This is a genomic window from Planktothrix paucivesiculata PCC 9631 (assembly GCF_900009265.2).
Taxonomy (GTDB): Bacteria; Cyanobacteriota; Cyanobacteriia; order Cyanobacteriales; family Microcoleaceae; genus Planktothrix; species Planktothrix paucivesiculata.
The window spans coordinates 310,661-337,544 of record NZ_LR735009.1 but is presented as its reverse complement, the minus strand read 5'-3'; the positions used below and the strand labels follow the sequence as shown (position 1 = coordinate 337,544).

General features: G+C 42.8%; 19 protein-coding genes. 6 read left to right on the top strand and 13 right to left on the bottom strand.

Features of this window, described 5'->3' with window-relative positions; all coding sequences use genetic code 11:
- The first annotated feature begins 33 nt into the window (after positions 1-33).
- Positions 34-4,389 carry a Calx-beta domain-containing protein gene (locus PL9631_RS09815; RefSeq protein ID WP_083619556.1) on the top strand — a complete coding sequence of 1,452 codons (4,356 nt, stop codon included), beginning with the start codon at positions 34-36 and terminating at the stop codon, positions 4,387-4,389.
- Positions 4,390-4,597: 208 nt separating this feature from the next.
- Here the strand turns inward: PL9631_RS09815 and PL9631_RS09810 are convergent, their stop codons facing one another.
- From PL9631_RS09810 to PL9631_RS09770, 7 genes are all read right to left on the bottom strand, one after another.
- Complete coding sequence (locus PL9631_RS09810) at positions 4,598-6,748, bottom strand: polyribonucleotide nucleotidyltransferase (protein ID WP_083619553.1); 2,151 nt, start codon at positions 6,746-6,748, stop codon at positions 4,598-4,600.
- 392 nt (positions 6,749-7,140) lie between these two features.
- Positions 7,141-7,482 (bottom strand): hypothetical protein, encoded by a 342-nt coding sequence (locus PL9631_RS09805; protein ID WP_083619550.1) that lies wholly within the window; start codon positions 7,480-7,482, stop codon positions 7,141-7,143.
- Positions 7,483-7,643: 161 nt separating this feature from the next.
- Positions 7,644-7,961 (bottom strand): hypothetical protein, encoded by a 318-nt coding sequence (locus tag PL9631_RS09800; RefSeq protein WP_042155751.1) that lies wholly within the window; start codon positions 7,959-7,961, stop codon positions 7,644-7,646.
- 345 nt (positions 7,962-8,306) lie between these two features.
- On the bottom strand, positions 8,307-10,382 hold the full coding sequence (locus tag PL9631_RS26710; RefSeq protein WP_231516691.1) for a serine/threonine-protein kinase: 2,076 nt from the start codon (positions 10,380-10,382) through the stop codon (positions 8,307-8,309).
- Between the two features lie 131 nt (positions 10,383-10,513).
- Entirely contained in the window at positions 10,514-10,801 is a 288-nt protein-coding gene (locus tag PL9631_RS09780; RefSeq protein ID WP_083619543.1) for a DUF7734 family protein, read from the bottom strand.
- A 9-nt stretch (positions 10,802-10,810) separates the two neighbouring features.
- Entirely contained in the window at positions 10,811-13,399 is a 2,589-nt protein-coding gene (locus PL9631_RS09775) for an ATP-binding response regulator (protein WP_083619540.1), read from the bottom strand.
- A 323-nt stretch (positions 13,400-13,722) separates the two neighbouring features.
- Entirely contained in the window at positions 13,723-14,973 is a 1,251-nt protein-coding gene (locus PL9631_RS09770) for an RNA-guided endonuclease InsQ/TnpB family protein (RefSeq protein ID WP_083619537.1), read from the bottom strand.
- A 452-nt stretch (positions 14,974-15,425) separates the two neighbouring features.
- Between PL9631_RS09770 and PL9631_RS09765 the strand changes: the two genes are divergently transcribed.
- Positions 15,426-17,573, top strand: a complete 2,148-nt coding sequence (locus tag PL9631_RS09765; RefSeq protein WP_231516690.1) for a hypothetical protein — start codon at positions 15,426-15,428, stop codon at positions 17,571-17,573.
- Between the two features lie 398 nt (positions 17,574-17,971).
- Here the strand turns inward: PL9631_RS09765 and PL9631_RS09760 are convergent, their stop codons facing one another.
- From PL9631_RS09760 to gcvT, 4 genes are all read right to left on the bottom strand, one after another.
- Positions 17,972-20,068: a M3 family metallopeptidase gene (locus PL9631_RS09760; protein WP_083619531.1), complete on the bottom strand. Its 2,097-nt coding sequence runs from the start codon at positions 20,066-20,068 to the stop codon at positions 17,972-17,974.
- Positions 20,069-20,145: 77 nt separating this feature from the next.
- Positions 20,146-21,060 (bottom strand): 30S ribosomal protein S6--L-glutamate ligase, encoded by a 915-nt coding sequence (gene rimK / locus PL9631_RS09755; protein WP_083619529.1) that lies wholly within the window; start codon positions 21,058-21,060, stop codon positions 20,146-20,148.
- Positions 21,061-21,204: 144 nt separating this feature from the next.
- Positions 21,205-21,639 carry an ATP-dependent zinc protease family protein gene (locus PL9631_RS09750; protein WP_083619526.1) on the bottom strand — a complete coding sequence of 145 codons (435 nt, stop codon included), beginning with the start codon at positions 21,637-21,639 and terminating at the stop codon, positions 21,205-21,207.
- Positions 21,640-21,796: 157 nt separating this feature from the next.
- On the bottom strand, positions 21,797-22,927 hold the full coding sequence (gene gcvT, locus PL9631_RS09745) for a glycine cleavage system aminomethyltransferase GcvT (RefSeq protein ID WP_083619523.1): 1,131 nt from the start codon (positions 22,925-22,927) through the stop codon (positions 21,797-21,799).
- 173 nt (positions 22,928-23,100) lie between these two features.
- Between gcvT and rseP the strand changes: the two genes are divergently transcribed.
- Genes rseP through rpsN form a run of 3 tightly spaced genes read left to right on the top strand, consistent with a single transcriptional unit; the run spans position 23,101 to position 25,236 of the window.
- Positions 23,101-24,204, top strand: a complete 1,104-nt coding sequence (gene rseP, locus PL9631_RS09740; RefSeq protein ID WP_083619520.1) for an RIP metalloprotease RseP — start codon at positions 23,101-23,103, stop codon at positions 24,202-24,204.
- 9 nt (positions 24,205-24,213) lie between these two features.
- Entirely contained in the window at positions 24,214-24,903 is a 690-nt protein-coding gene (gene nth, locus PL9631_RS09735) for an endonuclease III (RefSeq protein WP_083619517.1), read from the top strand.
- Between the two features lie 30 nt (positions 24,904-24,933).
- Positions 24,934-25,236, top strand: coding sequence for a 30S ribosomal protein S14 (gene rpsN / locus PL9631_RS09730; protein ID WP_026785328.1), 303 nt, complete (start codon positions 24,934-24,936; stop codon positions 25,234-25,236).
- Positions 25,237-25,444: 208 nt separating this feature from the next.
- Here the strand turns inward: rpsN and PL9631_RS09725 are convergent, their stop codons facing one another.
- Both PL9631_RS09725 and PL9631_RS09720 read right to left on the bottom strand, forming a co-directional pair.
- A complete protein-coding gene (locus PL9631_RS09725; protein WP_083619514.1) occupies positions 25,445-25,792 on the bottom strand; it encodes a hypothetical protein in 348 nt (115 codons plus the stop codon).
- A 22-nt stretch (positions 25,793-25,814) separates the two neighbouring features.
- Positions 25,815-26,234 (bottom strand): hypothetical protein, encoded by a 420-nt coding sequence (locus tag PL9631_RS09720; RefSeq protein ID WP_083619511.1) that lies wholly within the window; start codon positions 26,232-26,234, stop codon positions 25,815-25,817.
- A 55-nt stretch (positions 26,235-26,289) separates the two neighbouring features.
- On the opposite strand from PL9631_RS09720, the gene aat reads away from it, so the two are divergent.
- Positions 26,290-26,868 (top strand): leucyl/phenylalanyl-tRNA--protein transferase, encoded by a 579-nt coding sequence (gene aat / locus PL9631_RS09715; RefSeq protein WP_083619508.1) that lies wholly within the window; start codon positions 26,290-26,292, stop codon positions 26,866-26,868.
- The last annotated feature ends 16 nt before the right edge of the window (positions 26,869-26,884 follow it).

The window sequence follows — 26,884 nt, the reverse complement described above, 5'->3', positions numbered from 1 at the left end:
ATCAATTACCAACTTTAATTAAACTCCGTAAATATGGCACAACTTATTGGAACTGCGGGCAATGATTTCCTGAGCGGGACACCTGAACCCGATGAAATCCTAGGATTTGCAGGAAACGACACTTTAGAAGGATTAGGCGAAAACGATACCCTGAATGGCGGGCAAGATCAGGATTTGATTTCCGGGGGTAATGGCAATGATCTGATGTTTGGGGATCTGGGAAATGACACCCTCAAAGGAGAAACCGGGGATGATATTGCCTATGGAAATATTGGAGATGATCAACTCAGTGGCGACGAAGGTGACGATATCCTCCATGGTGGACAAGGGAACGATACCCTATTTGATAGCAGTGGAAATGATCGCCTATTTGGAGATAGGGGAAACGACCTTCTCTATAGCGGAAGCGGGAAAAATGAACTCACCGGTGGAGGAGGTTCCGATGTATTTGTCATCGGTCGAGAACTGATTGATAGTGAAGTTGATAGTATTACGGATTTTAGAATTGGAGTCGATTTAATTGGACTAACCAACGAATTAAAATTTGCTGATTTGCGGTTTGTGCAAGTGGGAAATGATACCGTAATTGAAGATAAAATTAGCAATCAACAACTAATTATTGTTCAGGAAACCCAAGCTACAACCCTGAATAATCAAGCCAACTTTACCCAATCCATCGAAACCGTTACCCCAATTATTGAGTTTACCAATACCGATTCCCTATTTGTTCAAGAAGGCGAAACACCCGCCCTATTTGTCAATATTCGACGGGCAGGTTCCCCGTTTAATACGGTGAGTGCCCAACTAGAATTACAACTAGACAGCGCCACCGGTAGTGACGTTAACCTAGAACCGATAGAAATTATCTTCCAACCTTACGAAACTTTTAAAATCGTTCCTATTCCTTTAACCGTTATTGATGATCGAGAAACCGAACCCAATGAAATCTTTAAGTTAATCTTAGCCAATCCCACCGGAGGAGCTACCCTAGGAGAATCCCAAAGCATTAATCTTACTCTACAAGACAATGATAGTAGTTCCCCGGGAACTCTCCCCCCGACCAATTCGACGCCGCCCATCGTTTTCCCGATTGGGCCCTCTGCATCCGAGATTAGTCTGTCCGTTGCTCCCCCGACCCTCCTAGAAAACAGCGAAGAAAACTTTGTTTATGCCTTTACACGGGCGGGAGGTTCCCTAGACCTACCCATTAACGTTAACTTCACCGTCGGAGGAACGGCGATACTAGGGGAAAACTATACCGTTATTGACAACGAAACCTTTACCAGTAGCGGGGGTAGTGTTTCCTTCCCTGCCAATAGTACCCTCGCCACCCTCACCCTCGCTCCCATCAATAACGATGATTTTGAGGAAGACCCCTTAACTATTGATATCACCTTAAGGGAATCGGGGTTTTTATACACCGCCAATCCCCAACAATCCGGCGCCATAGCCAGTATCCAGAGCGAAGATCTGCCCCCCAAACCCCCGGTTTATAACTTTAGTCAACCGGAATTTTCTATCTTTGAAGGTGATCCGAACATCCCTCAGCAGGCGACAATCACCGTTAACCGGACTTTTGATACCAGTCTGCCATCGAGTGTTCGGATTCTCCTGACTCCAGGACTAGAAAACGGGGGAACACCCGGCGTTGACATCGTACCCACGGAAATTTTCCTAGAATTTGCCCCAGGTCAGAGCGAGAATACTTTCCAAATCCCAATCATTGGTGATGACGAGATTGAAGCTTCCGAGGTACTTACCTTATCCTTCGATCCAGAAGGTTTTCAACCCACGGGACAGCCGGGAACCCTTCATCCTACAGCTAACCTGGTGATTAATGATGATGACGGCCCCACCACCTATGATTTTAAACAACCTCTATTCACCACTCTCGAAGGCAACTCCAGTAACATTACTCAACTGGTGGAAGTGGATCGTTCGGGGGATATTAATGTTAATTCCTCCGTTGAAGTCAACGTAACTGGGACTAATGCCATCCCCAATGTAGATTTTGTTCCCGGGCCAATTACCGTGAGCTTTACCCCGGGACAAATTGCCCAAACCGTCCCGATCACTATTCTCGGCAACCTCACACCGAATCAAAACAGAACCCTGAATCTCTCCTTCAATCCCCCCCTAGGGACTTTGGTGGGAAATCTCCATCCCACCTCAGAGTTACTGGTGATTGATGATGATAACGTTCCGACCTACGACTTCACCACTAACACTTATCAAGTTCGAGAAGGAAACAGCGATATTACCTACGGTGAAATTACGGTTATTCGTTCAGGAAAGGTTGATATTAACTCATCGGTGACGGTGGACTTAAACCCTGCGGCTCAAAATGGAGCCACTTCAGGGGAAGACTTCACCCCCAGTGCTATTCCCGTAGAATTTGCGCCGGGGGAAATTAGCAAAACGGTACAAGTCACGATTAAAGGGGATGAAACATCCGAGTCTACCGAAACCGTAGTTCTATCCTTTTCTGGCTTTGACAACAATGGACAAACGGGAACCACCGTCCCGGAAGCTGCTCTAATCATTGATGATGATGATTCCCCACCTAGCTATAACTTTGCCGAGGGCAGCTACACCGTAGATGAAGGAGATAGCACTAGCCTGTTTAATCAAGTTCAGGTGATTCGCTCCGGGGATCTGACTCAAACTTCTAGTGTGGATGTGGTATTAACCAATGGTACGGCGATCGCGGATACGGACTTTACACCGGGGCCCCAACGCATTCAATTTGCGGCTAACCAAGACAGGCAAACGGTATTGCTGGGAATTATTGGTAATATTAAGGTTCAACCTGACCGAAACTTTCAACTCTCCTTTGCCAATTTTGACAACAACGGACTGGCGGGAGAAAATATCCCTACCAGTACCGTTACCATCAAAGACGATGACAAAGCGACTCTCAGTTTAACCACCGTAGAAGCGACGGCCACCGAACCTGTCACCACAAAAGTTGCCGATGAACAGCCCAAAAACGGAATTTATCGGATTAGTCGCGCCCCGGATACCTTTGGGGATTTAACCATTAACCTCACCCTAGAACCCGATAAAATTAGCGCGGCGGACTATACTTTGACCACCTCGACGGGTCAAACCGTAGTGGTCAGTGACACCTCCACCGCTACTCTTACCCTGCCCAATGACCTAGCCAGTATGGATATCATCTTGACTCCGATTGATGATATTCAAGCCGAAGCCGACGAATCCCTCACCCTAGTTTTAGCGGATGGGGACTACAAGATTGATCCCGAGGAAAATACGGCACAGGTGACAATTCTAGCTAATGATACCGCCGTGACTCAACTGGGAGATACGACCAGCAAAGCCGCCGAAGACTATGCCACCCTGGAAGGTTCCTTACGTCAGGCGATTCTCAACGCCGAATCTTTACCCGGAGAAGATACGATTACCTTTGTTGAGCAAGCAACTGCTGGGGTGATTAATCTGGCGGGGGCTTTACCCGGGGTCAGTAGTGATGTAATTTTTGATGGGCCAGGAGCCGATCAACTTACCATTCGTCGAGATACGGGCGGAGACTACAATATTTTCACCGTTAATGGGGGGAATGTCACCTTTGAAGGATTGAAACTGAGCAATGGTTTCCCCGCCGGAACCATACCTAACACAAGCAGTACGACCACAGGAAGTCGAGGCGGTGCGATTAATATTACTTCTTCTACCAGTAAGGTTAAGGTACTCGACAGTTGGCTCGATGGAAACCAGGCGAATAATGGAGGGGCGATCGCCAACTCCGGCCAACTCACGGTTCAAAATAGTACCATCAGCAATAACATAGGGAGCAACGGTGGTGGAATTATTGTGATTGATGGTCAAGTCCAAATTATTAATAGTACGATTGCTAACAACAAAGGCAACATCGGCGGCGGCGTGTTTAACTCCGTTGCGGACTTGACCATTACCAATAGTACGATTGCTTTCAATGATGCGGCTGGAAACAGTGGTGGGGTCAGAAATATTGGGGGTTTAGCCAACCTGAAAAACACAATTATCGCCAGTAACACCTCCCCTCTTGACCCCGATGTGGGAGCCTCCATAGAATTTGCCTTTAAGAGTGGTGGCAATAACATTATTGGAGACGGAACCGGAGGAGAGGGTTTAGTTAACGGGGTAAACAATGATCTGGTGGGTAGCGGTACGACCCCGATTGATCCCTTACTCAGTCCCTTACAAAACAACGGGGGTAGCACGCCAACCTTGGCTTTAGCCAGTACCAGTGTCGCCATTGATACCGGAAGTGGTAGCTTTGCCAGCCCCTATACCGACCCTGGACAATTTGACCAACGGGGCACAGGCTTTAACCGAATTATTAATAACACCATTGATATCGGAGCCTTTGAATCTCAACTGTTCTAATCAGTTATCAGTGTAAGAGTTAAGCTGTTGTGCATTTAAACTGTATATTCTAGGGGACGCTCCCACTACGAGGAATTTGCAATTTCCTAACTACAACTAGATGCACAATAGCTTATCAGTTATTAATTAAAAGTTAATAGACTCTTAACCAATAACTGATAACTTCTTAACTGTTGACTGATAACTGTTGACTGATAACTGATAAAGCCTACTTCGTTGCCGCAGTCCGGGCTGCCGCAGCTTCATCCGGGTGAATATTCAGACGGGTTAGATTAATCCGACCTTTACTGTCAATTTCCCGAACTTTGACAATGACCTCATCCCCAACCGAGACTTCATCTTCCACCCGAGGAACTCGATAATCGGCTAACTGGGAAATATGAATCATTCCTTCTTTGCCCGGGAGTAACTCCACAAAGGCGCCAATCGGAATAATCCGAGTAATCCGGCCTACATAGACATCCCCGGCATTGAGTTTGCGGGTCATGCCTTGAATAATTTGATAGGCGCGGGCGGCATTTTCACTATCGGTGGAAGCAATTGTGACCGTGCCATCATCATCAATGTCAATCTTGACTCCGGTTTCTTCGGTAATTCCCTTAATGGTTTTCCCTCCAGGCCCAATCACCAAACCAATCAAATCAGGATCGATTTTCAGGGTTAATAACCGAGGGGCGTAGGGTGATAAATCCGAACGAGGTTTGCCAATTACCTCTAACATTTTTTCCAGGATATGCAGTCGGGCAGGTTTAGCCTGATAAATGGCATCCGCCACCGTCTTCATCGGCAACCCGGTGATTTTCATATCCATTTGCAGGGCAGTGACTCCACTATCCGTCCCCGCCACCTTGAAGTCCATATCTCCTAAAAAGTCCTCAATTCCTTGGATATCAGTGAGAATCCGAACTTCTTCTCCTTCTTTGATTAATCCCATCGCCGCCCCACTCACGGGCTTGGAAATAGGAACCCCGGCATCCATCAACGCCAAAGTTGATCCACAGACCGAACCCATAGACGTTGAACCATTGGAAGACAACACCTCTGAAACCACCCGAATCACATAGGGGAACTGATCCTTAGAAGGTAATACCGGAACTAAGGCCCGTTCCGCTAAAGCTCCATGACCAATTTCCCGACGTCCGGGCGATCGCATGGGTTTAGTTTCCCCAACCGAATAAGGGGGAAAATTATAGTGGTGCATATAGCGTTTTTCTTCCTGGGGATGCAAGTCATCCAAATCCTGAGCATCTCCGGGGGTTCCCAAGGTAGCAATCGACAACACCTGAGTTAAACCGCGATTAAACAGACCACTGCCATGCACCCGTTTGGGTAAACAACTCACCTTGCAGGAGACTGGACGCACTTGATCTAAGCTACGACCATCGACCCGCACGCTATCTTGAACAATTTGCTGACGCATCAAGGTTTTGGTGATGTCCTTGAAAATCTGACTCACCAACTTAGAATCCTCCGCTACCGCCACCCGGATCGGATCATCTTCGGGTAAGGCTTCAATCGGAGCCATAATCTCAGTTGCCTTGATTTGATCTAGGTTGGCATCCCGGGCGGTTTTATCCAGGTCATGTTGCTTGAGAACCTGTTTAACCGGGAGAGTCACGCGATCGCGCACAAACTGAATTAACCCCTGATTTCCCTCGGGAGGTTCGCCGGGTTTGATCTCAATCCCCAAGTCCCGCATTAATTCTTCTTGGGCCTTGATCAAATCACAAACCGCCTCATAACCAAAGTCGATCGCTTCGATAATATCCTGTTCTGGCAGTTGGTTAGCCCCCGCTTCTACCATGACCACGCCATCGGGAGAACCCGCCACGACTAAATCTAAATCCCCATTTTTGACTTCCCGGTAGGTTGGGTTAATAATAAAGTCATCTCCGACTAATCCTACCCGTACCGCAGCCATGGGCCCAAAAAACGGAATTCTTGCTAAAATCACCGCCACCGAAGCCCCCGTCACCGCTAACACATCCGGGGGAACCTGTTCATCCATGGACAGGGTTGTAGCCACCACTTGAATATCATCCCGCAACCAATGGGGAATCAAAGGACGCAAAGGACGATCAATTAAACGACTGGTGAGGGTAACGCGATCGGGTGGGCGACCTTCCCGACGTAAGAATCCCCCTGGAATTCTTCCCCCTGCATACAGTCGTTCCTCATAATCCACCAACAAAGGCAGAAAATCCAATCCGGGTCTCCCTTCGGCGCGAGTCGCAGTCACTAGAACTGATGTATCTCCCGACTCGATTAACACGGCTCCACCTGCCTGTGGCGCAAGCAAACCTATTTTGAGTCGAATATCCCTTCCATCAAATGATATCGACTTAATGATCTCTTCCATGTATTTTATCTTCCTTCTTCTTCCACTATTCTCTGATATTGTCGCCCTCTTGACATCCTCCACTGCCTTATCTACGAATAGATTCCCAGGCTGCTCCTTTGGGGATACATAATCGGGGTTGACGCTTCATCGATAACCGCCTAACTTCTTAGGTCTTAAGCTTTCTCCACGCCCGCATAGAGTCTCCAAATGTCGGTGCGGCGACTTTGACATTATACCAAATCAAAAGCCTCAGCCGCCGCTTATCCGATAGAAGTCAGGATGATCAGGTTGTGATCGGTTTGTACTTTAGTTTTTTTTATCCGATTTTGAAATAGCCCTGGGGGGTTAGGCGGGATCTAAGCCTAGAAAAAAATTAACAGAAAGAAACCGAGTTTCTGCTATAACTTTTACTAACCGAAAGATAACTCAAGAAACCCGGTTTCTGATTCTTTGGGTAGATTTCTAAACTCCGTTAATAAATCAAAGAAGTTTTTAAAAGCATCGGTTTCATCACTAGAATACAGTAAAATAATTTTTGCCCAAGATGCAGAGGTATTTACCCCAAATTTAGTTTGTAACCAAGGCTGAAATTGTGCAAATTCCATTTCTTGTTCGCTTTCAGGAAGTTCCATCGCTTCACAGGCGTATTGATAACCACACAAAAACATCAATAAATTGTTAATATTAGGACTTCCAATATACATTCCGGGTTTTTGTTTAATCTTTTCGAGTAAGTCGTAGAGGTTGGTCATCTTTTTTCTCCAGAAACATTACAGTTAAAACTTCTCAATTTCTTCTATTATAAACTTTCCGCTTGGACAGTCAAAATCGGCAATCCACTGTTCTCTAGTTAATCCAAAATTGGATAATTTGAGCAATTTTTTGATAGATTTGTTCATCGGTAAATTGGGAATTATTGGACATTATTGGGAATTAAGAACATAGATACCAAGTTAGGATTTGAATTAGTCTCAATAGAAACATCCTCTGGATCTGAATATCGAGAAAATAATTCGTTTAAAGCTTCTTCTCCCGATATTTCGCCTTGACTAATAAATCTTTCAATCTCGACAGATCCATCATTCAAAAATTCAACTTCCCAACGCTCCCCAGGAAGCGCAACACTCACCATAATCGCCTCATCCCGATGATGAGCTAGAGAATAGCTAATTTCTTGTTGATCTAAATTTTGTAAGAAACCAAGAAACTGATCAAAAATATCATTTTTCATTTATCAAACCTCCGATCACCCACGCCTCCTAAAAACCGGGTTTCTACCTTAACCTTTGCTACTAACAGAAAGCTCAGTTAAGAAACCCGATTTCTAACCCAATTATTAAAATAAAACCCGTAGGGGCGGGTTCGACAAAATCTTTCTAATCTGACAAATAATCTTGATAAACCCGCCCTCACCCCACCCAAATTTAACGTTAATAAAACCGGGTTGATATTGATTCCTATTATGGGGTTGGGCGGGTTTATTTAGGTTAATTATTATTAACAAAAATCCCGGCGAACCCACCCCTACATTCAATTGATGTCATAAATCTTTACGAAAATCTGTGGGCCTTATATGTTAGAGTCTACAAGTCTCAAGGAGATAGAAGAAGCTAAAAAGCTGCGGCCCATAAATCGGCGGCAAGAGATCAGTTCCATGGTTCAGTCTGAGCCAAAGCCAGACAGCAAGCGGCGACAAGCGATCCATAGCTCTAGCCCACCACCTGTGGTCGTAACCAACCCCCCAAGGGAGGTGACCCACTGGTGCTGTCTGATTGAATTTTAGATCTTTGTAATCCAACCAGCTACCTCCTACACGCCAACCCACCTGATCACCAAACGCTTCCCAGACTTTCTCCTCATAACTCCAGCTTCCTCCCAGACTTCTATAGATGCGCTTCTGTACCGAAAAGCCGAAGCGTCCATTGCTATATTTTACCCAAAGTTGGTCAATAGTGCGTAAATCCTCACAGGGAAAATTATCAATATCTGAATCCCTTAAGTTTCTCTCCTTTGTTCTTCCGGCTACTTCTAACATTTTTCTAGCCGTTTCTTGGTCAGATTCTACCCAATTTCCGGCTTTCAAAAGTTGTTCTAATTTATGATAATTAACGCCTTTAGCTGACTTTAATTCTATATTGGGTTGGGGGATCTGAACAGGTTGGGGTTGAATATCGTTACATACTACAAGTCTCGATGCGAGAGAAGAGAACCACCCCCCCCACTCAATATCCAAACCCCAAAATATCCCCCGACCTGACCACATAATGGTATGCTCCTGCTGCACACGCGGAAGGTGGCCCAGTGGTGCTGTCTGATTGAATTTAAGCTCATTGTACGAAAACCATCTACCTCTATCTCCAAATACATCGTAGTTCCACCATCCACTTCCTATACGCGCCACACGCCAACCCACCCGTTCACAAAACGCTTCCCAGACTTTCTGATCATAATTCCGGGTTCCTCCCACACTTTGATAGATGCGCTTCTGCACCGAAAAGCCGAAGCGTCCATTACTATATTTTACCCAAAGTTGGTCAATAGTGCGTAAATCCTCACAGGGAAAATTATCAATATCTTTTTTCCTTAACACTCCCTCCTCTTTTCTTCCGGCTACTTCAAACATTTTTTGAGCCGTTTCTTGGTCAGCTTCTTTCCAATGTCCGGCTTTCAAAAGTTGTTCTAATTGACGATAATTAACACCTTTAGCTGACTTTAATTCTGTATCGGGTTCGGGTGTTGGTTGGGGTGTTGGTGGCGGTGTCAATTGTGGTGGACGATAATTAACACCTTTAGCTGACTTTAATTCTATATCCGGTTGGGGAATCTGAACAGGTTGGGGTTGAATATCTAATAATCTCCAAAACTCCGCCATTGTTTGAGGACGTTGTTCCGGTTCTAACCCCAAGCCTTTTAAAATAGCATGATTAATTTTATCACTAATTTTAACAATTTTATTAGGCGGAATTAAGGCTTGATTTTTCAACTTTCGAGTTAAAGCCTGGGTCGGCAATTGTCCGGTAATGGCATAATATAAAGAAGCCGCTAAACAATAAACATCAACCGTAGGTTTCCCACTCCCTTCTAGGAATTGTTCATAGGGGGCAAAGTTTAAATTAGCCGGATGTTTTGAACTCATCACTCTGGGCATAATTTCCGCAGCCAGTCCAAAATCAATTAACACCGCCGAGGTATTATTCCTTAACATAATATTCCCCGGATGGGCATCTCGGTGAATAATTCCAGCGTTATGAATCATAACCAAAGCATCAGCAATTTGACGAATAATATTAACCGCGTCTGCTTCCGATAACCGACCCTTTGTTTGCACAAATTCCCATAAACTCTGCCCCACAATTAAATCCATGACTAAGCAGTGAAGCCCATTTTCTTCAAATAAATCACTAACTCGGACAATATGGGGATGGGAATTTTGGCAAAGTCTGGCTAAGGTTTTACCTTCTTGAATAAAGCGTTGAACATATTTGGGATATTCAGGGTCATTTTGTAGACCCGCATTGGGAGTTTTCAGAACAACTTGATGATCTAAGTCCAAATGTTTGGCTTTGTAGGTGATCCCAAAACCCCCTTGTCCCAGAATTCTTTCAATAATATAGGGACGTTGACGCAACTTGTAGCCCGGTGTCCATGACATAGAATTTTAGAGGTGAGTCAATCTATATTATTGTAAGCGATCGCAGCTTGAAATGAATACCTAGAAACCGGGTTTCTGTCATACCAACAGAAAGATAAATTGAGAAACCCGGTTTCTGATCCTGAGTGTGTTTATAGTCCCAATTCTATTAATAATTCCTGCATCATTTCCCAGGTTAACCCCTGTTGAATATAATGGGGATTGGTGGGATTGTAAGGACTCGATAGACGATCAATTTCCAGGATTTTAGCTGTGTTAGGAAGAACTGAAATATCAGGATCAAAAGCAGTGGGACGCATTAACGAACTAGAAAATCCTTTAAAAATCGCAATTTCATCGAATTCGCCCTCGATTTCAATTTTAACAATTAAAACTTCTTGAGGACGTTTAGTGGTATATTGTTCTAAGCGATTCACGATTAAAAATTCCTAATGACTTGAATTAAATGGGGCTAAATAAGATGATTTTTGTAAGGGAAAGGTAACAGTAAAAGTAGCTCCTTTTCCCTCGCCTTCACTTTCAGCTTTAACTGTTCCTTGCTGTAATGTTACTAACTTTTTAACGATCGCTAATCCTAACCCTAATCCTCCATGTTGTCGAGTGATGGAACTATCAGCTTGTCGAAAAGATTCAAAAATAGATGATAAGGAATCGTGGAGAATGCCTTGACCCGTATCCTGAACTTGAATACAAGCTTGAGTTGAATTGGCAGTTAAACTAATTGTTACCGCTCCTCCCGGGGGTGTAAATTTAATCGCATTATCCAAAAGATGCTGTATAATTTGTTGTAGTCGATCTGGATCTCCTGCCACAGTATCAACAGATTCATCTACTTTTATTTGTAGCTCAATTCCTTTACTTTTTGCCACGGGTTCAAAGATTTGTAAAACCGATTGAATCACCGACTTTAAATGCACTGAACTGAAATTAATCTTAGTTTTTCCCTGTAATAAATTGGAAATATCTAATAAATCTTCAATTAGTTTCGTCAAAGATTTAGCATTACGTTCTATGGTTTCTAAAGCGACTTGAGAACGTTCAGGGGTTAAAGAACGAGTGCGCAACAGATATAACCAACCTAAAATAACATTTAAAGGCGTTCTTAATTCATGGGAAACGATGGCTAAGAATTCATTTTTTAACTGATTAGCTTGAGCTAATTCTTCCGTTTGTTGCTGAAGTCCAGTTAAAGCTAATTGTAATTCCCGTTTTCTTAAGGCTAATTCCCGGGCTAAGGTTTCTAAATCAACACTTTGAGTGGTTAACTCCTGCTGCAATAAATCTCTTGTCCGTTTAATGATAATCCAATTACTTACCCTCGCCCGTAATTCTTCTACGGAAAAGGGTTTCATCAAATAGTCCTGGGCTCCTTCTCGTAACAATTGTACCCGAGATTCATCATCTGTTTTAGCAGTTAAGATCACAATGGGAGTAATATTCAATTCTGGATAAGTGCGAACTTTCTGCACCATTTCATCCCCACTCATGCCCGGCATCATAATATCACTAATAATTAAATCGGGATGAAGGGCGAGCGCTTGGTCTAAACCTTCTTCTCCATTGGTAGCAATGGCGGTGTTATAATCCGAGGCTAAAGTTGTACAAACAAAATGACTCATAGTTGGATTATCTTCTACTACTAATACCAAAGGTTTTTCCGGTTGGGAAAACATCGATAGGGATGGCTCAGATCCTAAAGTTTTTAGTTCATCTAACCAAGGTTGAAACTTCTTATTAATATCTATATTCGGAGTAAAAATCAAGGATTCATCTACCGTTTCAGATATTATTTTTAAGGGAAACTCCACGATAAACAATGCACCTTCCTGGGGTGCTTCCTCAACGGTAACATTCCCTCCTTGAAGCTCCACAAATTCTTTAACAATTGCTAATCCTAATCCTGTCCCACCAAATTGCCGAGTTAAACCCGTATCAACTTGACGAAACCGTTCAAAAATAACCTGTCTCAGTTCCGGCGGAATCCCAATTCCAGTATCTTGAACCTGTAGGATTGCCCAAGGAGAATTGTTTTTTTCGGATACAGATAAACAGCAAGAAATCTTACCGCCTATTGGTGTAAATTTAAAGGCATTAGAAAGTAAATTCAATAAAACTCTTTCTATTTTTTCCTCATCTATTTCCACGCAAACAGAATCGGGCGTACTCACCATAAATTCTATATTTTTTTGCTGTGCTAAACCTTCAAAATTCGCTGCTATAACTTGCACTAACTGAGTAATATCTACAACGCTATAGTGAAGTTTCATCTGACCTTCAGCTAATTTTGAAACATCTAATAAATCATTAACTTGTTTGAGTAATAGACGGGCATTTTGTTCAATAATTTTAATATTTTGATAGTGTTTTGGAGTAATTTCTGTTGAGGCTAACAGTTGTTCGGTCGGCCCTAAAATCAAGGTTAAAGGAGTCCTCAGTTCATGACTAATATTTGCAAAAAACTGGGTTTTTAGGTGATCTAATTCCTTGAGTTGACCGTAAATACTTTCTAATTTTTGATTAGCAACTTCTAAATTTTGATGACGTTTTTCTGACAGATGAGCAGCTTCAATTAATCCCACAGCTTGGGGAACTAAAGGCGGTAATGCCAAAGCGGTAACGATGGAAACAAAAGCCGTAATCACTTTAATCATCCCCGATAACCAATACATCGGATGCCAGAGTGTCCATACCTCCATAACATGAGTAATTCCACAGGCAATAATAAAGGTTCCAAAGGCTAAAAACATCCAATGAAAGGGGATTTCTCGACGGGATTTATGAACAAAATAAACTAATGTAATCGAAATCGAAAGATAGGCTAAAGCAATCATCAGATCGGAACTAACGTGCATCCACACCAGTCCGGGTTTCCACAGAAAACAATGACCATGGGGAATAAAACCAGACCCATTAAATAGAATTTTAAAAACCTCTGGTACAAGGATTTCAATTAAAATTGGAATAGATAAGATAACAAGAGGAATTGAGAGAATCGGATCGAATTGGGTTGTGATCATCGTCACTACTTATATCCTGAAGATGGGTATTTAGGGTATGTATCTCTTTAGTCTAAGCTACCCCAGAACAAGTTGTCAGTCCAGGTTAAAATTGTTTATAAATTTTAATTAATTGTTTAGCTGCAAAAAGTAGAGTTAAATCTGGAATATTATCAATTCAATTCTTATTAAAGCCGATATTGACGATAAACCTGAGCCGTCGCCCGATGGAGAGCCGGGACGAGAGACTCAAGATTATCAAGTGGGAACTGATTTTCAAGGGTGCTGTCTAGGGGCAGTTTGCAAGAGTTTTGACACTCCTCGCGCTAAAGCGACGAGGATTTTTAAGTAGTCCAAAGGCGAACCCTTAATGGCGTAGTCAATGCGCCACTACTGACTCCATTGAGATTTAATCCCAATGTTGCCGATACTTTACGAATAATATTAGCTGCTGCGTTACAATCCGCATTGATATATTGATTAAATGCAGTGCGGTATAAACCCCGTTTAACTCGTTTTCCTGATGATTCCCAATTGTCGGGTTTTTCACCGAATTTAGGGAGAAAATCCTGATCAACAAAACTAGCCTTTGAGGTATAAGATTCCTCGGTTTCTACAAACTCAATCCCATAACGAGAACAAAGTTCTTGAATCCGAGACTTCAATCGAGCGGTGGGAATCTGAATAAAGTTTTGATTCCCTTTATTCCCAAGGGTAGCACCGTCTTTTTGTCCTTGATTCCAACCAAAAACAATTCGACCAATGCTATTTTCGATACAATGATTGATCACCAACCTAGCAGCTTTATTAATGGCATCTCTAACTTGGCGATTCCGTTTTTCAGTGAGAGCGGATAAAGAATTACTCCAAAAACCCTGGGGTTTATCATGTTTATGATTAGCAACTTGCTTGTTATACCATTGATTTAAGGATTTCAAGTGTTTGCCGTCAATAATAAAACTGGTTCCTATATTACTTATACAAGTTAACCAGTTATCGATTCCATGATCTATTCCTAGTACCTTGTTTTGATCTAATTCAATATTTTCTGTTTGAACTTGGTAAACAAACTCGGCATAAAAACATTTATTCCGAGGAAGAATACGAACCTCTTTGATTGAATCCCAGTTGAGGTTAGACGGCATGGGTAATAAAAATGAATCAATCCCAAACCATACTTTAACCTGATTTCCTAATGGAATTCTAATTCCCTGCGGGGTTAACTTTAACCATCGAATTGGATAAGAAACTGTAAATAGCCCTTGCTTTCTATATTGAGGAGGACGGGGCTTTTCTTCTAGCTTTCCAGTCTTCCATAATTTTACAAGTTCTTTATAAGAACTCATGGCTTCTACTACTGAATTACAAGTTTGTTGGGCAGAAGAAACATACATAGCCTTAAAATGCCGATTAGCACTTTTAGACATCTCAGAACAGACGGCTCCCCTATTAACAAAAACTTGCTTTTTGAAAAACATTTGCCTAGCGTAATAAAGAGCGCAATTGTAGACCTTGTTAGACTCTAAACAAAGATATTTGATAATTGCCTCAATATCAGGAGTGGCATGAATTAGAATCTGTTGACATCCATACATCTTTTTGTTGTTTGCTGTAAAATAATCAACATTATAGCTATTAAATGTATTGAAGATCCACATCACCATTAATTGAATGCGGATAAATCCGCCGAGTTACTTTTCCGCCTCGCTCTAAAGGGACGAGGCTACCAAGTATCCCGTGCCTTTCTTGTGTAGAATAGGAGGTTATTATAAATCAACCTTATCCTAAATACGGTGGCTCTGTGACAAAGTATGGATTCCGTCGGGGTGACTGAGTTAATTTGCCTCAAGGAATCGGCTATGTTAGTGGCAACACTGACCCACGAATATCTGTCAGCGATGCTAACGGTCAACGGTTAGGGCAGATAACATCTAGCAATGTTACTTTAGATGGTTGAACCGGATTGATTATTTTTAGCTAGATTAAGGTAAAGCCGTCCTCCACTTCGCTGGCATGACGGAGTTTCAAACCCATTTTTTTGATGACAATGCCACAGTTTGACCAAACCCATGTCCCTGCATCGGAACCTAATCAGGAAGTTTCGAGTCCTGCACCATCGGAAAATTCCTTAGAAACTGCGGTAGAGAAAACCGCCGAAACTCAGAAATCAATCCCGTTGAAACTTCCGGCTTGGTTTTGGGGTTGGCCGTTTCTGTGGCTGATTGTCTTGCTGGGGTTTGGGACAATGGGAACAGGGGCGTTGTTGTGGTTATTGACCATGCCACCCGTCCCAAACTGTGATGATATTTCTTCCCTGTCTCCCGATAGCGAACACCTCTATTGCGCTGACATGGCCACGAAATCGGGCAAAATTGAACCGCTACGTCAAGCCTTTGCCTTGGTTGCCAGTTGGCCGGCTGACCATCCTCTCCAGGGACTCGCCCAGCAAAAAATGAAAGAGTGGTCACAGACTTTAATTGCGATCGCCGAGCAGAAGATTGAAACCGGAAATTTAGAAGATGCCTTAGCTATTGTCAAGATTGTCCCGAAAAATACGCCGGCTTATGAATCGGTTGCCATTGCAATTGACGGATGGAAAAATAATTGGGATCGAGGGCAAAAAATTTATGATCAAGCTAAAAAAGCAATGCAAGCTTTAGATTGGAAACAAGCCTTTGAATATGCCCAGGCATTATCCCAATTAAATAATAGTCATTGGAGTGAAAAACGGTTTAATGAAATCATGGATCGTTTGAGCTTGGAGCGTCAAGGGAATCAACGTCTAAATGAAGCCCGGGAGTTAGCGAAGGAAAACACCCCGGAAAAATTAGCGGAAGCGATCGCCTTAGCCAATCAAATTGATAAAAAACTTTATATTCAAGCCGGAGCGATTAAAGAAATTAAAAATTGGAGTCGCTCTTTACTGGATTTGGCAGCCAAACAATTAGAGGAAAAAAACCTAGACGGTCTAACCACAATTGCTAGTTTAGTTCCTAACTATTCGCCTTTATATTCAGAAGCGCAAAATTTAATTTTAATGGCGCAAGTGAAAGCCCTCAGTTGGAATCAAGCCAGTAGCAAACCAATTTGGCAACAAATGGCAATTCTCTGGGAAGGACAAGCGACCCTTGATAAAATGGGCAATCGACCCCTTCCATACGAGCAAGCCAAAGTAACCTCCAAAGAAGTCTCGGGACAAATTCAAGATCTGGTTAATTTACAGTTAGCGACGGCGGTGGCTAATGTTCAACATCCTTTGGCTTTACAATTGGCGATTGATCAAGCTCAGATGATTACCCCCCAACAGCCTCGGCGGGTTCATGCTCAAACCTTAGTTGCCCATTGGCGCAAGGAAATCCAACGTCTTGAGGATCGCCCCTATCTGGCTTTGGCTCAACGGTTAGCCCAGACCGAAACCCCCGAAGGATATACCCAGGCGGTACAACAAGCCCGTCAAGTGGCGCTAGGGCGTCCCTTGCGGGTGGAAGCCCAAACCTTAATTGCCGAATGGAATAAACGGATTGAGATTATTGAAGATCAACCTCTGTTAAATGAGGCATTAGCCTTGGCAAAGGCAGGCAACCTCAGCGCGGCAATTGACAAAGCCTCTAAAATTGGCAACCGTCGAGCCTTGCATAAGCAGGCACAGGATAAAATTTCCGGTTGGGTGGCGACGGTTCAAACCGCCGAAGATCGGCCCATTTTGGATCGAGCTTATAATTTAGCGAAAAAGGGAAATTTGAGTGGGGCGATCGCCGAAGCCTCTCAAATTCGCTATGGTCGGGCTTTATATTCTGAAGCTCAAGGGGTGGTGGCCGGTTGGGTAGCCGAAAGGGATGCGTCAATTGCCAGACAAGCCCCTGTAGAACCCGCCCGTTCTGTGTATCAAGATTCCTACTCCAATGATTCGGGTAATTCTAACTATTCCGAACCGAGTTATTCCGAACCGAGCTATTCCGAACCCAGCTATTCCGAACCGAGTTATTCCGAACCGAGTTATTCCGAACCGAGCTATTCCGAACCGAGCTATTCCGAACCGAGCTATTCCGAACCCAGTTATTCATCCGAACCCGCAGCACCTGCGGTGGAAGAAGTCGCCCCCGCTCCCGCTCCCGCCCCAGCCCCAGAAGCAGCCCCAGAAGCCACTCCCGCCGCCGGAAATGATGCGCCCGATCCCAATTTATTCTTGGAGTAGGCTATCTTGGTTATTTCTGACAGGACTTACGCAGTTACGCTATATATAGCGTACTAATGAGTTAGCGCTCGCGCTCGTAACTCAAACGAGATCACTTTAACAGGAGAACCTCTTAAAGTCCCCCAATTTTGGGGGATTTAGGGGGCAAATATTGCTGCTTGAGAAATCTGTCTAAACACTATACATTTCAAGCCATCTAGCCCCCTAGCCCCCAACATTGGGGGGAAAATAAATAATTAGGACTTTTTATTTTTAGGGCGATTGCTATGATCATTGGTATGCGATCGCCTACTTTTGACACGCTATATCTAGCCTGCTTGCGTAAGTCCTGTCTGACTTAAATTGGGATGCCCTAACTCCTGTTTTTTTAAGTAGTTAGGGCTAGTTAAACTCCTTGCTTAAGCCGCAACTAAACCATTATGAATTAATAAAGGTTTGGTACTCGGTTCCCGGCCTCGGAAAGCCTTAAAGACTTCCATGGGGTGCAAACTTCCCCCTAAAGCTAACACCGTATCTCGGAAGCGTTTTCCCGTTTCAGAGACGGCATTTTCATTGTTTAATCCGGCTTCTTCAAAGGCGGCAAAGGCATCGGCACTTAATACTTCTGCCCATTTATAACTATAATATCCGGCAGAATAACCCCCGGCAAAAATATGACCAAAGGCACATAAAAAAGCATCTTCAGGCAAAGGTTTTAAAACCATAGTATTCTCGGCAATCCGATTGCGAACATCACTAATCGTTTCATTGTTTCCCGGTTGATAACGGTGATGTAATTCAATATCCACCAAGGCAAAATGTAACTGTCTTAACATGGATGTCCCACTCATGTAGGTCTTAGCCACTAATAACTTTTGATAATAATGTTCGGGTAAAGTTTCTCCGGTTTGATAATGTTTTGCCATGCCGAATAATGTGGCTTGGTCATAACACCAATTTTCCATAAATTGGCTAGGCAATTCCACCGCATCCCATTCCACATTATTAATTCCGGCCGCTCCAGAATAGTCAACGGTAGTTAACATATGTTGCAGGCCATGACCAAATTCATGAAATAGGGTTTCTACCTCGCCAAAGGTCATTAAACTGGGTTTATCATCGACTGGGGGCGTTTGATTACATTGTAAATAAGCAACGGGTAATCTGACTTTAGTTTCGCCATTTTCGACAAATTTAGCCCGGTTAATACAATCATCCATCCATGCCCCTCCCCGTTTTTCTGCGGGGCGACTATAGGCATCTAAATAGAAAAATGCAATGGGATTTCCGCTTTGATTTACAACTTGAAAATAACGAACCTCTGGATGCCAAATCGGGGCTTGACCATCGGCGGGAGTAATCGTAATTCCAAAGATCCGTTGAACTAATCCAAATAACCCATCTAACACTTGAGGTAAGGAAAAATAAGGCCGTAATTCTTCATCGGTAAAGGCAAATTTTTCTTCCCGTTGTCGTTCTGACCAAAAGCCGATATCCCAATGTTGTAAATTCTCAGCTTCTGCCGCTCCTTTTGACCGGGCAAAGGCTTTTAAATCTTCAAATTCCTGTTGAGTTGCCTCATAACTAACGATGCGTAATTCTTCTAATAGGGCTTCTACGGCTTCCACATTAGGAGCCATTTTGCTCTTTAAACTCAGTTCGGCAAAACTATGGAAACCGAGAATATTAGCTTTCTGTTTTTTAAGTTCTAAAATTCGTTCAATTAGGGGAAAATTATTCCATTCCCCACTAGATGCCCGACTAATATAACCGCGATAAACTTGTTCCCGTAAGTCTCTCCTCTGACTATATTTTAAGAAAGGGCTAAAACTGGGTGAATCTAAAGTAATTCGCCAGGGGCCATTTTCGGCGGTGGCATTTTCTGACCCCGATGCACGAGCAGCTTGAGCGGCTAAACTGAGTAAACTTGGGGGTAAACCCGCAATTTCTTCTGGTGTTGTTAAGGTTAAACTAAAGGCTTTTGTCGCATCTAAAACGTGATTAGAAAAGTTAGTTGAAAGCTCGGCTAATTCTAATTGAATTGCATTAAAGCGATCGCGATCTTCGCCTTCTAATCCCACGCCAGATAATTCAGCATCTCGTAAAGCCGTATCAATAATTCGTTGTTGAGCCGAATCTAAGTGATCCCATTCTTGGCTATTTCTTAACTGTTTAAAAGCCTGATAAATTGCTTTACTTTGATTGAGTTTATTGATAAATTGAACAATATTAGGCTGAACCGTTCCATGGGCTGTTCTCAATTCCGGGCTATTTTTTACCCCCATTAAATGACCCACAATTCCCCAACTCCAGGTTAACCGTTCCTGTAGTTTTTCTAAAGGTTCAACTAAATCTTTCCAAGTGGGTTTGACATCGGTTTCTAACTGAGTTAGCTCCTGTTCTAATGCTGTCAAGAGTTGGGTAATTCCAGGAACAACGTGATCCGGTGTAATCTGTTCAAAAGGGGGTAATCCCTGACCGATGAGTAACGGGTTTTCTGTGATTGTTGGACTCATATTTTCTGATTTTCAATTTAGGGGGTCTAATACCTTATAGAGTATCAGAAAATTGGTATTTTTGCAAAAAAAACAGATCACTTTGACATTGGATCTTCAATTTTTTGAGTTTTTCTTTTTAGGATGTTTTTCTCCAAACATTCAATAATTTTATCAGAAACATCAATACCTGTAATTGTTTCAATTCCTTCAAGTCCAGGGGATGAATTCACCTCTAAAACTAATGGCCCTTGATGGGAACGAATTAAATCAACTCCGGCTAATTTTAATCCCATGACTTTTGCTGATTTTATTGCCATATTCCGTTCTTCTGCGGTTAATTTAACATTTTCTGCTCTGCCACCTCGATGCAAATTAGCGCGAAATTCTCCCGGGTTACTGATGCGTTTCATCGACGCCACCACTTTATCCCCAATTACCAAACACCGTAAATCTTCACCATTAGACTCATGAATAAATTCCTGAACTAAAATATCAATATTTAATCCTTGAAACGCTTCAATAATCGATTTAGCTGATTGATAACTTTCGGCTAAAATCACCCCCATACCTTGAGTTCCTTCTAACAGTTTAATAATTAAAGGCGCGCCTCCCACCTGTTCAATTAAACTATCAATATCTTTAACAGAATTAGCAAATCCGGTTTTAGGTAAACGAATTTTTTCTTTCGCTAAACTTTGCAACGCATTTAATTTATCCCGAGAACGGGCAATGGCTTGGGATTCATTTAAGGTAAATATTCCCATCAGTTCAAATTGACGGACAATCACGCTTCCATAAAAGGTTTTTGACGCGCCAATTCTAGGAATAATAGCATCAAATTCTTTTAAATATCTGCCTTCATAAATCACAGTTGGACTCTGAGAACTCAAGGAAATATGACATCTTAAATAATCAATAATCTCTATCTCATGCCCCCGTTGTTCTCCTGCTTGTCTGATTCTTCTAGTTGAATAAAGGGAACCGTCTTGGGATAATATCGCAATTTTCATAAATAAACTTTGTCTTAAATGCTGGATTTTTCTGCTATAGGACTTACGCAGAAACCGGGTTTCTGAACGAGAAATCCAGATTTCATCCGCAAAATCAGGGCCAGAAACCCGGTTTCTCTGGTCTTGTGCGTAAGTCCTGTGCTATCAAGAATGACTTAAAAAAGATTGATGACAGTCAATTAAAAACCGTCCTTTAATCGCTTGTCTTCCTAATAACATCCGAAATCCCATGGCATCCCGATTTGTTAAGGTTAACTCAATTAACCATTGTTTTCCCATCATTTCAATATTTGTTAAAATCACAGGTCGTAACTCCATAAGTCCGCCGGAATTACGCACAGTTCGATATTCTATTAAGTCTACTTCAGCACTGACCGTATTAACTGTATTCCGTTGAATCGGATGGATTTTAAACCGCACCCGTTGTTTATTCTTAAATTCCAAAATATGAATATCAAAAGCGTGCAAACTTGATGACGGCGCCCCCGTATCAATTTTGGCTTTAATTTCTCCAATTCCCAAACCAGGTAACGCTACCCATTCCCGCCATCCAATTGTTAATAATTTGGTTTTACTCATAATTTGTTGTTGGGCTTTAGCCCTTCCTAAGAGCGCTGAAGCGCAACAACGGGCTTAGGTTTTAGGGTTTTTGGACGATTGGGAGAACTATAGGATTTAGCGCCTTCTAAGAGCGCTGAAGCGCAACAACGCGCAACAACGCGCAACAACAACGGGCTTAGGTTTTAGGGTTTTTCGGACGATTTGGAGAACGATAGAAGGGACGTTTAACTACCGTTGCTGGGTAGGTTTTGCCCCGAATTTCAATATCTAAAGATTGACCAATTTTAGATAATGTTGTGGGAACATAGGCCATAGAAATGGCTTTTCCTAGGGTGGGTGATAGAGTTCCACTGGTAATTTCTCCCACGGTTTCACCATTAAATAAAACCGGATATCCGTGACGAGCAATATGGCGTCCTTGCATTTCTAACCCGACTAATTTTTGAGTTACTCCGGCAGCTTTTTGCTGTTCTAACGCTTGACGACCAATAAATTTTCCCTTGGTGTCCCAATGAATAATCCAATTTAAACCCGCTTCTAGGGGAGTAGTCGTTAAACCAATATCTTGTCCATATAATGCCATGGCTGCTTCTAAACGCAGGGTATCTCTGGCCCCCAAACCACAGGGAATCACACCCGCAGTGGCTAAACTTTTCCATAACTCCACCCCAACAGACGGAGCCACCATCACCTCAAAACCATCTTCTCCGGTGTATCCGGTGCGGGCAATAAAGGCGGGTTTTCCTAATACGGTGGTGGTAATATGACCAAAAAACTTAACCTCGGAAAGATTATCGCTGACAAAAGGCTGTAATGTGGCTTCAGCCTGGGGCCCTTGAACCGCTAATAAAACTTTATCTCGGGATAGGTCTTCTAATATTATCCCCTGATCCTCAATATGGGCACTAATCCAAGCTTTATCGCGGGATTTAGTCGCCGCATTCACAATCATTACCCCTTGCGGCAGATTCGTTACCGGGTCAACCCCCTGATCATAAAAAATGATATCGTCTAAAATTCCCCCCTGGGCATTTAAGAGGGCACTATATTGGGCTTCACCCGGTTGTAAACGGCTCAAATCTGAAGGGACGAGAGATTGTAAGGCATTAATCAGGTTTTCCCCACGTAGAATAAATTTGCCCATGTGGGAGATATCAAACATTCCCACCGCTTGGCGGACAGCTTGATGTTCTGGGTTAATTCCGCTAAATTGAACCGCCATTTCCCAACCTGCAAAGGGCACCATGCGGCCATTCAGTTCAACGGAGACGTTATACAGGGGAGTATGAGAAAGGGTCGTTGTCATTTTGGTTGTCGGGTTTCGGTTTTCGGGTGACGATCGGGTTTTGGGTCAATCGTTGAATTTCTCCCGTCTGACCATAATACTACTGTTGTTCAACCAAGTCTTAATGCCCAACACCTGAGTTCTGATATTAGAATGGTTAGAACCGCTCAATTGTCGTTTTACAGGATTTATTCATGTCAATATTGGCAGCGATCGCTGTTCTTGCAGTATTAATTTTTGTTCATGAACTGGGGCATTTTTTAGCCGCCCGTCTCCAACATATCCATGTTAATCGCTTTTCCATTGGCTTCGGCCCGATATTATGGAAATATCAAGGATCAGAAACCGAGTATGCAATTCGAGGTTTACCCTTGGGCGGATATGTGGGGTTTCCCGATGATGATCCCGAGAGTACGATTCCGAAAAATGATCCCAATTTACTCAGTAATCGTCCCGTTTTAGATCGGGCGATTGTGATTAGTGCGGGGGTGATTGCTAATTTGATTTTTGCCTATTTTTTATTGGTGACTCAAATTGGAATTATTGGGGTTCCCAGTTTTAACCCGGAACCCGGGGTAAAAGTGGCAGAAGTCACTCAAAATGTGGATTCCGCCGCCAACCGAGCCGGAATTGAATCTAAAGATATTATTTTAGCCGTAGATGGTCAGGAATTAGGGGCTTCTGAAACTTCAATTAAAACTCTGATTGCAGCTATTCAAACCCATCCAAATCAACCTTTATCAGTACAGATTAAAAGACAGGATCAATTGGTATCGGTTAATGTGGTTCCCGATTTAGGAAGTGATGGGAAAGGTCGCATAGGCGTACAGTTAACCCCAAATGGAGCAATTGTTCGTCATCGAGCCGCTAACCCAATTGAGGCATTAAGTAAGGGTGCAACGGAATTTCAACGGATTATCAACTTAACTGCATCTGGTTTCGGACAACTAATTAGTCGATTTAGTGAAACCGCAGAACAGCTATCTGGCCCGGTGGGAATTGTCAAATTTGGGGCGGATATTGCCCGTTCTGATCCGTGGAATTTACTGCAATTTGCGGCGTTAATTAGTATTAACTTAGCCTTCATTAATATTTTACCGCTTCCGGCTTTAGATGGCGGTCAATTAGCCTTTTTGTTATTTGAAGCCCTGAGCGGTAAACCCTTACCCGAGAAAATTCAAGAAAATGTGATGCAAACGGGTTTAATGTTGTTGTTAGGATTAGGGGTTTTCTTGATTATTCGAGATACGATTAATCTCACGGATTTCGGTTGGGTGCGATCGCTCTTTCAACAGTAAATAATCAATATGGTGACTCAGAAAAAGCGGAGCCCCAAACAACGAGCACTAGAAATTTTATTGCGACTAAAACGCTTGTATCCCGATGCAACCTGTAGTTTAAATTATCAAACTCCGGTGCAATTATTAGTCGCCACCATTCTATCGGCTCAATGCACCGATGAACGGGTAAATCAAGTGACTCCGGCTCTATTTGCTCGGTTTCCCGATGCCCAAAGTTTGGCCCAAGCCGATATTACCGAACTAGAAACCCTGGTGCGCTCAACGGGGTTTTATCGGAACAAAGCCCGCCATATTCAGGGTTCCTGTCAACTGTTAGCGGAAAAATACGGGGGACAACCGCCTAAGTTGATGGAACAACTCTTAGAACTCCCTGGGGTGGCTCGCAAGACCGCTAACGTGGTGTTAGCCCATGGTTACGGGATTAATATGGGGGTGACGGTGGATACCCATGTTAAACGGCTGAGTCAACGGCTAGGATTAACCACCCATACCGATCCAATTCGGATTGAACGGGATCTGATGCCTTTAATTGCCCAGGAGGATTGGGAAAATTGGTCAATTCGCTTAATTTATCATGGTCGGGCCGTCTGTACAGCGCGTAGTCCAATGTGTTATAATTGTCAATTGTCTGATTTATGCCCCTCTGCCCAAGGATCAACCGTCCCCACCGCAGGAAAAAAACTTGCTAAAGCATAAATAATTATTTACAAGGAGAACAGCCTTAATATGGCTAAAAAAAGCATGATTGAGCGCAATAATAAGCGCAAAAGAACGGTAGAAAAATATGCGGAAAAACGCGCTGATCTGAAAGATCAGTTCGAGCAGGCCGGGTCTCAACTGGAAAAAATGGAAATTCACCGCAAAATCCAACAACTCCCCCGGGATAGTTCCAGAACCCGTGTCAGAAACCGTTGCTGGTTAACTGGACGCCCCAGAGGCTTCTATCGGGATTTTGGATTATCTCGGAACGTGATTCGGGAAATGGCCCATGCTGGGTTATTGCCGGGTGTGGTTAAGTCCAGTTGGTAATAGACTAACATCTATAACCCTTATGGGCGGGGTCTTCTCGCCCTTAATTTTTCCTAAAATTCAAGTTATAGCACTACACATTACACAGACGCGCCAATAGCCTTCGGCATCGCTGCGCTCGGGCACGTCTCTACTAAATCTGTGCAAACTCATTGTTACTGAGCGAAGTCGAAGTATTCCCTGTTCCCTGTTTCCTGTTCCCTGTTCCCTATATTGACTCGAATGTTGAACGTCCACAACAGCGTTCAATTCCTAAGCTATCTAATAATAAATCGCTGACCGCATTGGCGATCGCAAATTCCCCAAAAAAACTTTTAGAAAAATCAAAGGATTCCATTTCCGTTACAATTGCTAGTACCAAAGAACCCACATCATTTTCCCCTTCCATGCGTTGACGAACATAAATTTGAGCAGCCCGTTGGGCAATAATTTCATTCACCGCTTCGGGGATAAATTGTTCATCTAACCAACGATTTAAGGTTTGTTTTAACCATTCCCCTTCCTGTTCTAAATTCTCACTCGGGGGTAAGGTGATGGGTGCAATGGGTTCGTTCATGGTTTTTTTCTACATTCTAATTTTAGTTTTGAACAAGAGTGATAATCGGAGAATCTTTCCCCTTATAGTCTTCTGATATTTTGGTTTTCACTAATTCAGCAAATAACCGATTAATTGCGGATTCAATAGGATTAGCTTCTCGTTTAAAGCAAACCTGAAAACTCTTAGCTTTGTCATAGGTTTTGGTTTCTTTCCTATAGGTTTTTTGGGTTTTGGCTTCTACAAAAACCGAAGGTTCGGGACGTTTATACCAATAGAGTTGATAGGAATGGGTTGTATCATTCCCTTTAAATTTAATAATATCATCCCCATATCCTGGGATAGTGAGATAATATAATTCACCTCTTTGATACACTTGGAGATATCCCCAGGTTTTTTCGGTTTTGTTCAGCAGTTTAGTTAGGGTATTCTCTAACATGAAGGAGGAGTTAAGGTTTAGCATAGATGAAAAAATAACCTTTAGTATATTAACAAAATTATAGCAAAGTTTGTCACCTATGCAATATGATGTCACCGCCATTATCCAAGGATATGCACAAGGATACTTTCTGATGGCAAATGATGGGGAACATAGCTTAGAATGGTATTCTAGTCGAAAACGGGCACTAATTCCCCTGGATGAGCGATTTCGTTATCCGAGTTCTTTGCAACGGGTTTTAAATCAAAATCGGTTTACCGTGGCGATTAATCGAGATTTTACTGGCGTTGTAGAAGGCTGTGCTAATCGGGAAGAAACGTGGATTTCTTCGGAATTAAAAGAAATTTATCATACCTTGAATTATGCCGGATTTGCCTATAGTTTTGAAACTTGGCAAGGAGATGAATTAGCCGGAGGTATCTTAGGAATTGTGATTGGCGGGGCTTTTATTGGGGAATCTATGTTTTTTAGAATCCCCGAAGGTTCCAAGGTGGCAATGGTGAAATTAGTGGAACGATTAAGACAGAAAAACTTTATTTTATTTGATGCCCAAATGAATAACCCTCACCTAGAACGATTTGGCTGTTATGTTATTAACAATAAAGAGTATAAAGCCCTTTTAAAAAAAGCTATTACTCAACGCTGTTTTCTGACTTAACGATTGATCAAGTAGT

What these genes read in the sequence shown, in the direction of transcription:
- PL9631_RS09815 (WP_083619556.1), top strand. Translation starts at nt 34, where the DNA reads ATGGCACAACTTATTGGAACTGCGGGCAATGATTTCCTGAGCGGGACA.
- PL9631_RS09810 (WP_083619553.1), bottom strand. Translation starts at nt 6,748, where the DNA reads ATGGAAGAGATCATTAAGTCGATATCATTTGATGGAAGGGATATTCGA.
- PL9631_RS09805 (WP_083619550.1), bottom strand. Translation starts at nt 7,482, where the DNA reads ATGACCAACCTCTACGACTTACTCGAAAAGATTAAACAAAAACCCGGA.
- PL9631_RS09800 (WP_042155751.1), bottom strand. Translation starts at nt 7,961, where the DNA reads ATGAAAAATGATATTTTTGATCAGTTTCTTGGTTTCTTACAAAATTTA.
- PL9631_RS26710 (WP_231516691.1), bottom strand. Translation starts at nt 10,382, where the DNA reads ATGTCATGGACACCGGGCTACAAGTTGCGTCAACGTCCCTATATTATT.
- PL9631_RS09775 (WP_083619540.1), bottom strand. Translation starts at nt 13,399, where the DNA reads ATGATCACAACCCAATTCGATCCGATTCTCTCAATTCCTCTTGTTATC.
- PL9631_RS09770 (WP_083619537.1), bottom strand. Translation starts at nt 14,973, where the DNA reads ATGTATGGATGTCAACAGATTCTAATTCATGCCACTCCTGATATTGAG.
- PL9631_RS09765 (WP_231516690.1), top strand. Translation starts at nt 15,426, where the DNA reads ATGCCACAGTTTGACCAAACCCATGTCCCTGCATCGGAACCTAATCAG.
- PL9631_RS09760 (WP_083619531.1), bottom strand. Translation starts at nt 20,068, where the DNA reads ATGAGTCCAACAATCACAGAAAACCCGTTACTCATCGGTCAGGGATTA.
- rimK (WP_083619529.1), bottom strand. Translation starts at nt 21,060, where the DNA reads ATGAAAATTGCGATATTATCCCAAGACGGTTCCCTTTATTCAACTAGA.
- PL9631_RS09750 (WP_083619526.1), bottom strand. Translation starts at nt 21,639, where the DNA reads ATGAGTAAAACCAAATTATTAACAATTGGATGGCGGGAATGGGTAGCG.
- gcvT (WP_083619523.1), bottom strand. Translation starts at nt 22,927, where the DNA reads ATGACAACGACCCTTTCTCATACTCCCCTGTATAACGTCTCCGTTGAA.
- rseP (WP_083619520.1), top strand. Translation starts at nt 23,101, where the DNA reads ATGTCAATATTGGCAGCGATCGCTGTTCTTGCAGTATTAATTTTTGTT.
- nth (WP_083619517.1), top strand. Translation starts at nt 24,214, where the DNA reads ATGGTGACTCAGAAAAAGCGGAGCCCCAAACAACGAGCACTAGAAATT.
- rpsN (WP_026785328.1), top strand. Translation starts at nt 24,934, where the DNA reads ATGGCTAAAAAAAGCATGATTGAGCGCAATAATAAGCGCAAAAGAACG.
- PL9631_RS09725 (WP_083619514.1), bottom strand. Translation starts at nt 25,792, where the DNA reads ATGAACGAACCCATTGCACCCATCACCTTACCCCCGAGTGAGAATTTA.
- PL9631_RS09720 (WP_083619511.1), bottom strand. Translation starts at nt 26,234, where the DNA reads ATGCTAAACCTTAACTCCTCCTTCATGTTAGAGAATACCCTAACTAAA.
- aat (WP_083619508.1), top strand. Translation starts at nt 26,290, where the DNA reads ATGCAATATGATGTCACCGCCATTATCCAAGGATATGCACAAGGATAC.